The sequence below is a fragment of the Pseudomonas sp. ChxA genome (assembly GCF_030263855.1).
Lineage (GTDB): Bacteria > Pseudomonadota > Gammaproteobacteria > Pseudomonadales > Pseudomonadaceae > Aquipseudomonas > Aquipseudomonas fluorescens_CB.
This window is the reverse complement of the sequence record NZ_JARPMK010000001.1, coordinates 2,290,476-2,305,750: the sequence shown is the minus strand read 5'-3', so window position 1 is coordinate 2,305,750 and position 15,275 is coordinate 2,290,476. Positions and strand designations below refer to the sequence as shown.

General features: G+C 60.5%; 7 protein-coding genes. 1 reads left to right on the top strand and 6 read right to left on the bottom strand.

Going from position 1 to position 15,275, the window contains the following annotated elements; translation table 11 throughout:
• Positions 1–38: 38 nt before the first annotated feature.
• The 3 genes from P5706_RS10280 to P5706_RS10270 form a co-directional block, all read right to left on the bottom strand.
• Complete coding sequence (locus tag P5706_RS10280) at positions 39–2,978, bottom strand: TonB-dependent receptor (protein ID WP_285679169.1); 2,940 nt, start codon at positions 2,976–2,978, stop codon at positions 39–41.
• Between the two features lie 192 nt (positions 2,979–3,170).
• Entirely contained in the window at positions 3,171–4,124 is a 954-nt protein-coding gene (locus tag P5706_RS10275; protein WP_285679168.1) for a FecR domain-containing protein, read from the bottom strand.
• Complete coding sequence (locus P5706_RS10270) at positions 4,121–4,633, bottom strand: sigma-70 family RNA polymerase sigma factor (RefSeq protein ID WP_285679167.1); 513 nt, start codon at positions 4,631–4,633, stop codon at positions 4,121–4,123. Before P5706_RS10270 ends, P5706_RS10275 begins: the two co-directional genes overlap by 4 nt.
• A 255-nt stretch (positions 4,634–4,888) precedes the next feature.
• Between P5706_RS10270 and solA the strand changes: the two genes are divergently transcribed.
• Positions 4,889–6,058, top strand: a complete 1,170-nt coding sequence (gene solA, locus P5706_RS10265) for an N-methyl-L-tryptophan oxidase (RefSeq protein ID WP_285679166.1) — start codon at positions 4,889–4,891, stop codon at positions 6,056–6,058.
• Between the two features lie 39 nt (positions 6,059–6,097).
• Here the strand turns inward: solA and P5706_RS10260 are convergent, their stop codons facing one another.
• The 3 genes from P5706_RS10260 to P5706_RS10250 form a co-directional block, all read right to left on the bottom strand.
• Complete coding sequence (locus P5706_RS10260; protein ID WP_285679165.1) at positions 6,098–6,724, bottom strand: glutathione S-transferase family protein; 627 nt, start codon at positions 6,722–6,724, stop codon at positions 6,098–6,100.
• Positions 6,725–6,838: 114 nt separating this feature from the next.
• Positions 6,839–12,796, bottom strand: a complete 5,958-nt coding sequence (locus P5706_RS10255; RefSeq protein WP_285679164.1) for a membrane-targeted effector domain-containing toxin — start codon at positions 12,794–12,796, stop codon at positions 6,839–6,841.
• A 113-nt stretch (positions 12,797–12,909) separates the two neighbouring features.
• Positions 12,910–14,967: a methyl-accepting chemotaxis protein gene (locus tag P5706_RS10250; protein ID WP_285679163.1), complete on the bottom strand. Its 2,058-nt coding sequence runs from the start codon at positions 14,965–14,967 to the stop codon at positions 12,910–12,912.
• Positions 14,968–15,275: the final 308 nt, after the last annotated feature.

Here is a 15,275-nt window from a genome sequence, read left to right as displayed (position 1 = left end):
GGGCGCCGGTTAGACCGTTAACGCATGTCCTTATGCACTCATTTGCCGAAGTGGTAACTCACGTCCAACCAGACTTGTCGGCCGTAAGGGTCGTAGTTGCCGACCGGGTAGTACGGCCACGCGGAGTCATCATGCTTGTAGGTGTTGAACAGGTTATTGACGGTCAGGCCGATGCTGGCCGCGTCCGTGACCTGGTAGCGGGCACTGGCGTTGAAGGTGGCCCACGGCGACAAGCGCCCGGTGCCCGCGCCGTTGGTCACACTGCCATACCGCAGGCCCGTCAGGGTGGTAGTGAGACGTTGGTAATCCCAGGTCAGGCTGGCGTTGACCTTGCTGCGCCAGTCGTAGAAGTTGGTGCTGCTGCGCACGTTCTGGGTTTGCGCCTCATCCGAGTCCTTGAGGTAGTGGGACAGCACCAGGCTGTAGCCGATCACCGAGCTGAACGCGCCGTACTCGCCGGCGCCCCAGCGGATATTGCTCTTGAGGTCCAGGCCGCTGGCCCGCTCGCTGGCGGCGTTGATGGCATTGATATGCACCTGTTGCAACTGGTTCGGGTCGACGGCGGCGTTGCCAGCGTTACGTTGCACACGCGCCAGCACATCGGCGCAGGTGGTGGCGTCGAGAAGGCCGTTGCGGCATTGGTCTTCCTGTTGCAGCAGGCGGTTGATGTCGACGGTGGTCAGCAGGTCTTTGATCTGCACGCGCCAGAAGTCGGCCGACACATCGAACTGGCGCGACGGCGACCAGACCACACCATAGGTCCAGGATTTACCACGCTCAGGCGCAAGGTCCGGCGTGCCGCTTTGGGTGTAGTCGACACGCCCGCGATTGCACGCGCTTTCGATGCCCTTGCTGCAACCGTAGTAGTCGATCTGGTCCGGCTTGTAGCCCCGGGTGTCGGCTTGGTAGATGTAGTTGAGGTCCGGCGCACGGAAGCTGGTGCCATAGCTGCCACGAAACAGCAGGCTGTTGATTGGCCGCCACTCAAGGCCCAGGTTGTAGGTTTTCTGTTGCTCGGAGCGACCACTGAATTTGTACTGGTCCCAACGCCCGGCGGCTGAGGCCAGCAGCGTGTCGGTGACGGGGATGCTGAACTCGCCGCCCGCCGCATAACGGTCGCGCGAGCCACCGGAATTCGAGGCTGGCGTGGTGTTGTAGAAGGTGCCGTCATTGAGCTGGTCATCCACATGCACGCTGTAGGACTGGCGCCCCACTTCGGTCACACCGGCAAACCCCACCGGCCCGGCCGGCAGGTCGAACAGGTCGCCGTTGATGTTGGCGCTGAAGGTCTGGGACACCGACTTGCTCTTTTGCACCAGGTTGCCGCGAAACTGCCGCCACTGCTCTTCGGTCATCGGCTGGTCGAGCCGCGAAGGGTCCGGGGCAAACACCGGGTGGCCATCCTGCGTGCCCAGTTGCGGCCCCAGGAAGTAATCGCGGATACCGCTCAGCGGCGTGTAACGGGTGGTGCGGTCGCTGGTGTATTCGGAGCGGTTGGCCGCCAGTTGATAACCCCAGTCGCTGTTGGCGAACTTGTCTTCAAGGCCGAGGGTGCCGGTCCAGGACAGCTCGCGCCATTTGCTGTTGTTGCTGGTCTTGCCGCCGATTTCTTCCGCGGCAAAATTGCGCGACCAGCGCTCCAGGTTGCCGGTGGTCTGGTTGATAAAGTCCGGTGAAGTGAAACTCGGCCCACGCGTGTTGTTCTGGGTGTGATCGAAGCCGAACATCAAGTCGGCAAACACCTTGCCGCTGTCGCTGAAGTGCCAGGTGCCGCGGGTGTAGCCGTCGTAGTTTTCCTTCTCAGCTTGCAAGGTCGAGTAGTCGTTGTAGTACTGGTTGGTGGTGCAGCGGTTGCCGGTATTGCCCAGCTTGCCGTTGTAGATACCGCCGTAGGCACCGCAACCGGGGCCCAGGTACGCACCGCTGTCGAGGTTGCGCCGGTAGCCGACGTTGACCGCCGGGCCGTCGGTCATAAAGCCGCGCTGGTTGCTCCAGATCGGCTGGCGGTTGGTCAGCTCCAGGCCGAACACGCCGTCAAAATCACCCCAGGTGTCGCCACCGCTGATTTGCAGGCGCTGGTTATCACCGCCGCCCCGCTCGGCATAACCACCGCGCACATTAACGTCCACGCCGCTGATCTTGTCCTTGAGGATGATGTTGACCACGCCGGCAATCGCATCCGAGCCATACACCGCCGAGGCGCCGCTGCTGAGGATTTCGATGCGGTCGATCATCACCGCCGGGATGTTCGCAAGGTTGGTGAAGTTGACCATGCCGTCGTAGGCCGTGGGGTAGTCGGCTACGCGCCGGCCGTTGATCAGCACCAGTGTGTGGTTAGGCCCCAGCCCGCGCAGGTTGAGCGCGCTGGCGGCCGGCTGGAAGGTGTTGCCGTAATCTTCGCCCTGGGTCATGCCGGTGTTCTGGGTTTGCGAGGCGATGGCGTCGTAGACGTTTTTGTAGCCCCGATTGGTGATCTCTTCGCTGCTGATCACCGTTACCGGCGACGGCCCTTCGACTTGCGCGCGGGCAATACGCGAGCCGGTGACCACGACTTTTTCCAGGGCCACATCGCCGGGTACTTTGGCCGCCACGGCGGCAGGTTTGACGCTGGCAGCGGGCGCCTTGGCGACCCGATGCAGCACCCAACCGCCGTCGCCACTCGCCACGGCATCCAGGGCTGAGCCGCGCAGCGCCTGCTGCAACGCTTGCTCGGTGGTGAAGCGGCCGCGCACGGGCGCGCTGATGAGGCCCTGCACCAGGTCTTGCTGGAAGGCAATGTTCTGCCCGCTGCGGCGCGACAGATCAAGCAGTGTCTGGTCAAGCGGGCCGCTGGCGATATCAAAGTCGAAGGTGCGAGCCTGGGTGGCAGCGACCGGCGCCGGCTGCCCGAAGGCGATGGAGCCATGACCGGTCAAGGTCACGCCAATGGCCAGGGACAACGCCGCCAGCGTTGAGCGGCTGAGGTGTGTGAATTGCATGGTTGAGCTTCCCCATCAGTGTTATGCAGTTGATGGGTTGAACAACCAATCAGTGATTTTTATAGGCCGCCGTTAGGCTAAAAAAGCATGGATTTATAACGCTGCGACAGCGCGCTTGCAGGTGGATAAACCTCTGCCTGCATTGGGGTGTGCAACAACCTTGGGGTTTTTATAGGGCACCGAGAAATTATTTTATCGGCGCTCAATGCTGACCCAATACGGGCTGTGATAATCGACCTGCACCGGCAAGGATTTGGCCAGCAGTTGCAGCGCGCTCTGGCTGTCGTCCAGCGGGAAGATCCCGCTCAAGCGCAGGCTCGCCGCTTCGGGGCTGACGCGGATAATGCCGCGCCGGTAGTCACGCAGCGCCTCCACCACTTCACCCAATGAACGGTCGCGTACCTGCAGCAGGCCTTGCGTCCAGGCCGCCTCGCCACCACTGGCGGCTTCAAGCTTAAGGATGCCTTTTGCGTTGAACGTGGCTTTCTGACCGGCGTTGATGACCTGCACGGCGCCGCTACGTGTGGTGATCTGCACCTGGGAGTGCAACATGGTGATCTGCGTTTGGCCTTCGCCCTGCTGCACCAGGAACCGCGTGCCCAACGCGCGCATACGGCCTTGTTCGGTCTCGACAATAAACGGTCGCAGGCTGTCCTTGGCCACGTCCACCAGCAGCTTGCCATCGAGTAACTGCAATAGCCGTTGCAGCGGGTCGAACTGCGTCACCACCTTGCTGCGCGCATCCAGGCTCAAGGCGCTGCCGTCTTCCAGCGTGAGGTTTAAACGCTCGCCCGTGCCAGTGCGCAGGGTTCCGGGTGGCAGCCAGGTGTCGGACAGCCGCGTGACGATACTTGCCAGAGAAGCGAAGCCAGCCAGCGCCAAGGTCGTGCGCAAAAAACTGCGACGGCCCGAAGGTGCGTTCAAAGTGTGCAGCAAGTTCTCGCGGGGCATGCGCCGCAGGCCTTCGTTGCCGAGTATCGACAGGCCGCTGCCCATCCTGTTGAAGACTTCGGCGCGGCGTGGGTCGCCCTCGCGCCAGCGGCGAAAGGCATTCTGTTCCTGGGTACTGGCATGCCCCGATTGCAGTAATGCCATCCACTGCGCCGCCTCCTCGATCATGGCCTCATCGGCTACGGTGCTGCTCATGGCTGCGCCATCGCCAGGTAGCAGCGCTTGAATGCATCGGCCATGTACTGCTGCACCCGGCTGACCGAAACGTCCAGCCGCTCGCCAATTTGCGCATAGGTCAAACCATCCAGCTGGTGATACAAAAACGCCGCCTTGGCCTTGGCCGACAACCCGTTGAGCAAACGATCGACCTCAAGCAGCGTCTCGATCAACAACAAACGCTCCTCCGGCGACGGATGCACCAACTGCGGCGCCTGCGCCAGCGCTTCCAGGTAGGCGCGTTCCAGGTCTTGGCGGCGCCAGCCTTCATACATCAGGCGCCGCGCAATGGTGGTCAACAACGCCCGGGGTTCGCGAATGGCCGTAGGGTCCGGTAACGCCAGCACCCGTAAAAAGGTTTCCGCAGCGATGTCCTGCGCCCCATGCGGGCAGCCCATCGCCCGGCCAACGCGCGCGCACAGCCAGCTGTAGTCACTCTTGAACATCTGGCCAATCAGACCGAAGTGCAGGTTCTGATTCACACCCATTGCATGCTCCATGCGGATAACGGCCATAGGGCCTTGCAGTCGAGAGCGATGAAAAGTCATCGCAGGAAAGGCGGACTTTGCATGAAGGGGGTATAGGTTAGGAAAGAATAAAAAATTGCAAAGCGCTTTGTAATTGGCATATGCAAAACAGACCGCAGGGTCATGCTCGGGAAATACAGTCTGCCGCGATTTTTATTGTTTTTTCCCGCGCATTCCCCTCAACTACTGCCCTGCCCTCACACGCGAGTACCCACCTTGGAACGCTACGAAACGCTGGTCATCGGCCTGGGCGCCATGGGTGCCGCCACGCTGTACCAATTGGCAAAAGCCGGGGTAAACGTCGCCGGTATCGACCGTCACTACCCGCCCCATACCTTTGGCTCCAGCCATGGCGACACGCGTATCACGCGGCTGTCGGTGGGCGAAGGTGCGCAGTACGTGCCCATTGTGCGGCGTTCGCACGCTATCTGGCGCGAGCTTGAGGCGTTGTCGGGGCAGGCGCTGTTTGAGCAGTCAGGGTTGCTGGTGCTCACCTCCCGTGATGACTTCGACCCCTGCGATGCAACCGACTTCACCTTGCGCACCATTGGCCTGGCGCAGGCCTATGGCATCGAACATGAGTTGTTGGACGCTGCGCAGATTCGCCAACGCTTCCCGCAATTTGCCCAGGTGGCGGACAGCGCCATTGGCTACTACGAGCCTGGCGGCGGCTTTGTGCGCCCTGAGCGCTGCATTGATGTGCAACTTACTTTGGCCGAACAACACGGCGCCACGCTGTACAAGGGCGAGACAGTAACTCATATCAGCTCTGATGCTCACGGCGTAACGGTGACCACCGACCGGCGCACGCTACAGGCCGACAAGCTGGTGGTGAGTGCCGGCAACTGGGCCGGCGGTTTACTCGGCGCGCCGTTTGATCGACTGCTCAGTGTTTACCGGCAACAGTTGTTCTGGTTCGCGCTTGAGGCCGGTGCAGATCTGGTGGGTAAATCGCCCACTTACATCCTCACGCACGGGCAGGATCAGACCCACTATGGGTTCCCGGCATTGCCCGGCGAAGGCAGCATGAAGCTGGCCACGGCGCAGTATCACACCACGGCCACGCCTGAAACGCTGGACCGCACTGTCTCGGCGGCGCAAGCGCAGGAGATGTACGAGCAGCAGGTCAAGGGCCGTATCGCTGGCGTGTCGGCCAACGTAGTCAAGTCGGCGGTGTGTGCCTACACCGTGACGCCGGACCACGATTTCATCATCGACAAACACCCCACGCTGCAGCACACCCTGGTGGTGTCGCCGTGCTCGGGGCACGGCTTCAAGCATTCGGCGGCGCTGGGTGAGGCGTTTGCGCAGTGGTGCATGCGCGGGTCGAGTGACCTGGACCTGTCGTCATTTTCCCTGAAGCGCTTTGAGGGCAAAAGCGCTTAAGAAAAGGCAGACACAGCACCTTGTGCCGGCTGCGCTGACTTATTTGGCGAATGCGTACTCGCCGCCCTGCTCCACCGCCTTGCGGTACGCGGGGCGCGCCTGGAAGCGCTGCACCCACGCCGCCAGGTTTGGATAGGCTGGCAACTTGCCTTGGGCTTTGGCGATTTCGCCGATAAAACTCATCTGGATATCCGCGCCGCTCAACTCATCACCGAGTAGATAAGGCGTGTCCGCCAGCACGCTGTTCAAATAGCCCAGGTAATTGGCCACTTCCGATTCGATACGCGGGTGCAGCGGTGCGCCCGCCTCGCCCAAACGACCGACGTAAAGGTTGAGCATCAGCGGCAACATGGCCGAGCCTTCGGCAAAGTGCAGCCATTGCACATATTTGTCGTAGGCGGCCGTAGCCGGATCGGGTTGCAAGCGGCCTTGGCCGTGGCGGCGGATCAGGTAGTCGATGATCGCGGCGGACTCAATCAGCACCAAAGCGCCGTCTTCGATCACCGGGGATTTGCCCAACGGGTTGATGGCTTTGAGTTCGGGTGGCGCCAGGTTGGTTTTCGGGTCGCGTTGGTAGCGCTTGATGTCGTAGGGCAGGCCGAGTTCTTCAAGCAGCCAGAGGATGCGTTGTGAGCGCGAGTTGTTGAGGTGGTGGACAGTGATCATGGGCAGCTCCGCAGGGTAGGCATAGGTATCTGGGCATAAGACTACGCCAGCACTGTGGAGTGCCCATGATTAATTCCGACAGCCCCTTCAGCAGAGGCTGCGCAGACGTACGGATCAGAGGACGGCAGTCAACCCCACCTCGGTCTTGAGGGCATTGGTCAAGGCGCCCATCGTTGCGTACCGTCTATCTTTCAACTGCGGCCAGCGCGTAATGAACAAACGTCCCGCCTCGTCCCTTTGAATCGGGGTGCTCACAATGTCTGCGCTTCGGGATCGGTGCACCAGATTGGCCTGAGTGGACGAGACGTGCTCGACCACAAAGTCGCCGACGTTTTTCAGGCGCACGCTCGGCACGGTATTGGCAGAAACAGCCGTCAGCGACAACTCACTTTTGAGTGCGTCGGTCAACGCCCTCAAGCTTGCGTAACGCCGCGTCTGCAACTGGGGCCAGTGCTCAATGAAGAACTGCCCCTTGTCGTTGATTTGAACAGGGCTGGAAGTGATAGCTCCACTGTTGGAATAGTGGACCACTGTGGCTTGCGTGCTGGAGGGCCGCTCGACCAGGAAGTCGTCGACACTTCTCAACCATGCACGGTCCGTCAGGTGCATATTACGTGGCGCAGAAGTGCCCGCAATTGCAACATCCACCTTGAAGTCGCTGCGTACGGCGAGCCCCTCGGGGGTGCCCACGCCGCCATCAAGAATTTCCCATTCGCCCCGATGCAGGGCGCGAGCATGGCCGGTGGCGACATCGCGTACCGTCAAGCTGACCGCATCCTGTAACTGTGCGATACCCGGGACACCGTGGAACATATCGGCGTGGGCATTCCCCATGAGCGCCACCCAGTTATGCGGGCCGAATGCCGCCTGGTCAGCCTTGATCACCTCATTGGCGAAATAGCTGAACATGTTCGCGCGGGCGTTGGGCGCCGACAAGCCTTTGGGGTGATAACTGGCCGTGCAATCGAGTGCCCGAACCCGTATTTTCGCTTTATTGGCGGCCTTGATCACTTGGGTGTAGGTGTTTTTTCCCGTGTAATTGAACATATGGCCACTGTCTTGCATCTTCAAATAACGCTTCAGGTTTTCCGGCATTTTTTTGGACACAAAATAGAGGTCCAATTCTGCTTGGTGCACATCGGTGAGCAGATGTTCAAGGTACAAGGTCTTGACCTCGTGCTCCGCCAAAACCTTCATGTAGTCGATCAGGAATTTTTTGCTCGACTGATGGCGATGAGATTCACTGATAATCAGGCCCCGCTTGAGCTTATACAGCTTGGTGAGAAACGCCGCGTTGTTGGTCGCTGTGGCCAAGTCGGTGAAGAGAGGCCTTGATGGTGGTATGAACGCGGCAAGCGCCTCTCTGGCGGTGTCATTCAATCGATTGCGGATGCTCTTAAAGGACTCGAACGCGCTTTTGAATGGGCCACCACCGTAGCGACTATCAAAGGCGCGGTGGATGTACACCATTTGGTCGAGGTCGGGTTTAAACGACGCGGCCATATCAAACTCGCTGAAATGGGACGCCGCCGTGGGCACCTGCAGACCCCTTGAAGGGCCGGCCGTTGGCAAGGTCTGTGAAGACGGCGCCACGCTCAGTTTATAGTCGCCTCTGGACAGCGCGACCGTGGACGTATCCGGCACGATACCCACTGCCTGCCCCAGATCCACATCCTGTACACGCAGGGCAATCGTATTTTGCAGATCGGCCAATCCCGGCAGCTCGTCGGCACTGCCAATGCGATTGTGATCCACCAGGGCGATCCAGCCCTCATCAGGCGGTTTTGTGCCAAGGGCTTTATGCGAATAGAAATTTCTGAGTTGGCTGCTGCGCGGGCTAAAGCGTTCGGCCGTCGAAAGCTCGAGCACGTGCTCCATATGGTAAGAGCTTGAAGCGTCTATACCCTCAATGGCGATTTTGTTCTTGTGTGCTTCCAACAGCAGCTTGCTGTAGGTAAAAGGCGCGTCCGCCCCCCAGCCCAGGGATTGGTCGACCCGTGCCAAGTGGGCCTCAACCTTTTTCAACGCGGCCTGAACATTGCCTTTGATCTCCCCGTTGATGATTTTAAGCTTGTTACGGAACACATCAGCCGGCAAGTTCTCGATGTGCAAGCGTTTGAGCCCTTGGGCGGCCAATGCCGGCAGGTTTTCGATCAATAGCTGCTTGCTGCCGACACTGTTGTTAGGCGCGCCAATGATCAATCGTTTCTGGAGTGGGAACAGGCTGGCAAGCACGTTGGTGGGGCTTGAGTCGGGCGCCAGTTGCGGTAAGTCCAGGCGGGCCGCACGTGCCGGGGGTGAAGCGAAGAATGCCTGCGCATCGTCGGTCAGCTGTTGCACCTGCCTGGCATAGCTTTCACGCAGCGGGCTCAGTTCGCTATAAATCCCACTGGGTACGGCCTGTGCGATCACGTCATCGGGATGCTCGGCGAGCCTGCGCACAAAATCCGGGTCGAGTACCGCTCTGAAATTCTTGCCTTGTGTAGCCTCGAACTCGTAGCGCGGCAGGGTCGGTTGTTGCTCCTGCAACAGCTGATACTTCCTGCGCCCTCCGCCCACAACCCCTGAGCGAACCCATTGGCCCTTGGCGTTCTGGTTGACCAGGCGCGAGGTGGAAAGCATTTGCCCGGTGAGTGGGTCATAGCGATAGAGCAAGTAACGGCCAATAGGGTCCGGGGTGCTCTTTACCCAAAACGCCTTGGCGTCGAACATCACCGGTTTCATGTCGGCAGGAATGCGCGGGTCAAGCTCCTTGAGCAGCGTGGCGCGGTTGGCCGCTTTAATCGCCGGCCGGATCGACAGTACGTTGAACGGGCCTTTGATGGCCTGACGGAAATCGAACAACAGCGCACCGCCCAGATTGGCCAGGTAGCCGATAAAGTGTTGCAGGGCGCCATGCTTATCGCCGTGGTGGTAGGCACTGATGCCGAGCATCGCATCCTTGAACGCCAGCAGACCACCCAGGCCCAGGCTCAACGCCGGAAACGGAATGGTGGCGATGGCGGTGACCAGTTCCACGCAGGTCCAGAAAATACCCATGATTTTTTCAGTGCGGTTGACCGTGGTGGCGGCCACATCATCGATTTTGCGCTGCAACACCATGTTGTAAAACTCGTGCCGCAGATCGCTCAGGGGATTGAGTTGGGCGATGGGGTCATGGCGTGCCGGGCTGGGGCTCGTGCGATCGATCGTCGCGGGCAACCCGGTGCGAGCCGCCTCCAGCAACTGCCTGATTCGGGTCTCGGACTTGACCGTCACTCGGCCAAGCAGATAGTCCGATACACCATCGACTTTTTTCAGCCAGTAATTGAACAGCTTCGCCTCACGCCAGGCGATCTCATCGGGTGCGTTGGGGGTGTACAGCAGAACAGGGTTATCCGCATGGCTGAACAGGTAGCAGCCCATGACCCAGTCGCCGTCAATCGCCAGCCGATGGACCTTATAGGTGTTGCGCATTGCCACCGTCGTGTCGCCAAGGCCATCGATGGCGCGTTCCAGCCAAGCCAGGTCGATGCGGGCGATATGACCGCGCAGGCAGCAGTCCAGCGCTGCGTGCTTCATCTGCAATTGGTTAATCGCCAAGGTGGCGTCACGTCGCTCTGCGTAGCCTGCGCTGCTGGCGCTTTGCAGCTTGGCGCGGACTTCGTCGGTATAGCGTTGGCCGATCCACACACCGGTGACCGATCGCGCCACGTTTTGCGCGGTCAGTGGGCTCAGGTCGACGCCTGCCGGCCCGCTGAAGGTGGCCGAGGTGGAGAATTTAGGGTCGATAAAGCCGACGTTGTCCGCGTAACCATCACGGTACAACCGGGTGTACGAGAGCGGCGCCGGCTTGCCCCCCAACAGCGGCCAGGGCGCCGACACGTAAACGCTGTCGGGGTCAATATCGTTCTGGCTGCGGCCCAGCAGCGTGTTCAGGCTGAGTTTGGCTTTCTCATGCACAAACGCGTTGAAGGCAATGAAGTTCGCTTCTGAATCGGGCCGGGCGTTATACACGCGCAAAGCGCCCGCCGCATCCTCGCCAAAGCCGGCCAGCCGCGCGCGATCTGCCGCCTCGGCCGAGCGATACCATAGAGGGGTGCTGTATTCGTAGTCATCCACGGCGATGCTATGCGAGTAAACAGCCATGGCCTCCAGGCATACCGTGTGCGAACACACCGGGCCGAATGTCACCTCTTCGTGCTCCATCGCGTCGGGTTTGTAGTTCAGCCCGGCGAGGAACGTGCTCATCTTCGGGCGAAAACGCAGCGGGCATTGTTCCAGCAGGTAGTCGCTCATGGTCCGGCCCTTGAGCCGGGTGTTGTCATCGACCCAGCCGATGATATGGGTCTGGCATTCACGCTCAGAGGTAAAGGCCACGAACTGTTGCTCACGGGGAGAGTCGGGCGTGCATAACAACAAGCGTCGCAACTGACCGTCTGCATCGTCCTCACGCAATAACCACAGGTCTTTGAGTTGCGCACCGTGCAACAGCACCGTCTGCGCGCGCAGGCGCTGGTTAGTGCCGGCCCGCAGGCTTTCGAACAAGGCGTAGTCAGGCTGGCTCAAATCGCCGCGCAAGCGCGCAATATAGGCCAACAGCACCAAACGTTGATCGAACAGCTCCCGGGCAGCCGTTTTGAGTTCCGGCTTGGCCTGCAGCTCTTTTTGCAGCGCGGCAAAATCCAAGCGCGGTTGCAGGCCTGGCTCGCGGAGTATGTCGAGCAGGCGTTGCGCGGTCAGCTCCATAGGCTGGCCACGCTCGGTGTTGCCGGTGTAGGCCAGGGTGGTGTTGGCCAGGAAGTCCGAGCCGGGCAGCTCGTCGCCGGGGTGCAAGCCCCAATAGCTCAGCTCTGCCAGGTTGCGCTGCTGCTCGTAGGTGCCGACGTTGGCGACCTTGCGTCGGGTGGTGATCTGCAGGTCTTGCAGGTCCAGGTCAACTATCTCCAGCTCTTCGTCCAGGTATTCGGTCAGCTGATAACTCGCCAAGGCCTGGGGTGAAGCGCCCGGGCCGAGCAAGTCGAGCAAGGCTTGCCGGGCCTGATTGTAGCCTTGGATAAAGCCGCTCAGGGTGGCCTGGGCCGCCGCGTCAGCGCTGCGATACCACTGCGGCAGGCTATTGTACAAACTGTGCTCGAGCAGCTGTTGCTGGCGAAATTGCAGGCGCAGTGACAAGTCCGGGAGCGCGGCCTTTACCGCGTTGTCCAGCGCGGTCGTGAGCAGTTCGGCATCGTGCAGCGGGTTGTCGGCCAGGCTCAAGACCAGGTCGATGTCTTGACGGCGCTTGTCGAGCAACGCGTTATAGGTGTGCTCAAACAGCGGCTCGCCCTCAATGGGCAGCAGTTGCAGGGGCCAGATATCGAATGCGTCCAGCGCCTGATATTGCAGCGGCAAGTGCCGGCTGAACTCTGCAAGGCCCGCCGGCGATGCCAGCAGCAGTTGGAGACCCTGGTCAAGTTCAGCCAGCGTGGCAAAAACCTCCAGGCCGCGATTTGGGGTAAATAACAGCACTTGGCCAAGGTCCTGCCCCGACGTCAGGTCGTGTGCGATGGGGCTGGATTTGCGCGTGAGAATAAAAGCCCCGGCAAACTCCACGACCTTATCCTGGTAGCTGAAATTGAGCGAGTACATACCGGGACGAAAGGCCGGGCCACGGGAGCAGTCTTCAATCATCAATTGTTCGGCGGGGGCCAGCAGGTAATCCCGCGCATCAAGGGTGGCCTGCTGTTCCAGTGCACCAAGCCCGGCCGTCAAGGTGATATAGCTCTTGCGACCTTGGCCTTCCACCGTGCTGGTTTCGTCCAGGCCTTGCAGGTTTTTGTTCAGATCACTCTTGAGTTTGGCAAGCAGTGTCTTGCCGGCTTCCTGAGTGAGGTCTGCCTCACTCAAACCCAGGTAAAAGCCGCGCGCAGCCTTCAGAAACTGTTCGTTGGCACTGATCAGCGCGGTGTTCAGTTTTTCCAATGCCAGCAGCTCAGCCGGCAATGCCACAGCAAGCGTGGTTTGAGTACGCAGGTCAGGGTTGATTTCGAGCAAGTGTGTACGTATTTGCTCAGGTGTTGGTAAGGCAGGTGAGGTATTCGACGTGCTCATTGGCACTGTCCTTATGCTGATGAAATGAGCCATCAGCATGCGACGCGGCACGCTCGTATCAGCGGTAGATATTCACGACGATTGTCAGGCGCTCACCGGTACATTACAGCGCCTCAGCCCAACCGGAACCGAGCGGTATTATCACTCAACGCCTGGCTGCCCTTACTCAACGTGTCCACGGCCTGGTTCACCGCCCGCGCACCGTCCAGCAGGCGCCCTGCTGCCTGGTCGACTTGCTGGATATTGCCACTGACTTCATCGGCCGTCGCCGCTTGTTCTTCCACTGCTGCCGCGATCTGCGCCAACGTGTCGGTGACGTTCTGCACGGCGCCGGCGATCTCGCCCAAACGAGCGCCAAGGCCGGTAACCGACTCGGCATCGGTCAGCGCCTGATCACACGCGGCGCCCATCAGCGTGACCGCTTGGCTCACCGTTGCGCGCAGGCTGTCGACCGTGCCGGCAATCTGCGCGGTCGAGGCTTGAGTGCGTTGCGACAGGCTGCGCACTTCATCGGCCACCACGGCAAAACCACGGCCCTGCTCGCCCGCGCGGGCCGCTTCGATGGCGGCGTTGAGCGCCAGCAGGTTAGTCTGCTCAGCGATGCCGCGAATGGTGTCGACCACCGACTGAATCTGCTGGCCCTGCTGGCTGACCTGTTCCAAGGCGTTGGCGGTGTCGGTGAGGCGCTGGTTGAGTTGCTGGATGCTCGCCGTAGTGCGCTGGCTGTCGCGGCTGCTGTCTTGGGCGATGCGTCGTGTGTGCTGCGCGCTGCTTGAGGCCTGCTCGCAGCTCTTGGCCACACCCATCGAGGTGGCGGCCAATTGGGTTGCGGCGGCCGCAATCTGACTGATTTGGTGTTGCTGGTCTTCGACCTCGGTGAGAGTGCTGCCTGACTGCGCGTTAAGTGTGAGTACGGCAGAACCGAGTTGCTGGGTTTCGTGGTTGACGCCCAGCAGGCTGGTGCGCAATTGCACCACCGCAACGTTGAGCGCACGGCTGATGGCCGCCAGTTCGTCACGGCCTTCTACCGCCACCTCCACGCACAGGTTGCCGTCGCGCAAAGACTCGGCCAGCGTGGTGATGCCACTGGCACTGCGGCGAATCGAGGCTTGCAGGCAGATAAACAAGTACAGCGCGGCCAGGGCCAGCAGGCTGAACGTCGCCGCCACCGGAATAAAGTGCTGGAGCGAGCGCTCGCGGTAGTAACTCAGGCGCGCATCCAGTGAGTTCAGCGACTGGCTGCGCAATGCCCCCAACGCGCCCAACATGCTGTCGACGCTGCGGTCGAAGGCGGCGGTGTCCAATTTGATGGTGCCGCCAAACACGCCGTCGTCCAAGGTCTTGAGTTGGTTGTCCAGAAGCAGCAGGCTGCTGTCATATTGCGCCGTCCACGGCTCTATCCCGGGATATTGCTTGGCTTTGAGCGAAGCGGCGGCCTTGGCCAATTGGTCGCGTGCATCGCCGATACGGCCGCGCAGGTCGCGCATCTGCAAGCGGCTTTGCAAGGTGAACTGCCCCGAGGCGATGGACGACTGGCCAACACTGGCCGTGCGCCCGATGCGCTCGATCAAGTCCGGGGTGTGCTGGGTAGAAATCTGCATCAACAGGTAGGTTTCCAGCCACGGGTCGAGGATCAGGCCAGTGTCCAGGGTGATTTGCTCGCGCAGGGTTTGCAGTGCCGTCAACGCGGCAGTGAAACGGTCGTAGCCGTCCGGCCACCAGCCCACGGTGCGCAAGGACTGAGTGTCCATGCCCTTGACCGCCGCCTGCAACGCCTCGAAACGCGCCAGCGTGTCGGCGCTGGCATTGCGGGCTTTGAGCGCCTCACCCAGGGCTTGCAGGCTGTGCATAATCATCGGGTTGCCAGCATCCACGTTGTCCATTGCAGCCTGGGCGGCAGGGGTTGGGGCGTGGAGGATATCCAGTGCTTTCCAGCGCGCGGCCAGGTTACGTTGCGCAGTTAATTGGCCATCGAGCGTGTCCAGGGCCAACAGTTGGTGCACGCCGGACTGCTCGCTGGATATCACGGTCAACTTGTCGCGATAGTCCGCGCCAATCATCCAGAGGCTCCCGGCCAAGGGCAGCATGAACAGGAAAAACAGCACCTGGAACTTGCGCGCAAAACCGAAACGGCCGAGCAAATGGATACCGGGTGATAGAAGAGTGTGCATGCCCGACCGCTCCCTGAAACAAACTGAAAATGACTAGAAGCAAAATGCCATGTCATTGATTGAGAAGGCCCAAGCAAGATACGGGCCGTTACGGTTGTACTGGAGATAGGCGCCCTGGCGATGAACGCGTGATGGCTCGCGCACAAAAATGGGGCGAAAACACTCACTGGCGAGCACACCATTGTCACCGTGCGCCTCCCTGGTAAAAAAATTCAATATCCGCCTAAAGCATGATGGCACTTTGCCGATATCGCTTCTAAGATCACGCCTCCACCGCCTTACCCAAAGATGTTAACTTCAAAATAATC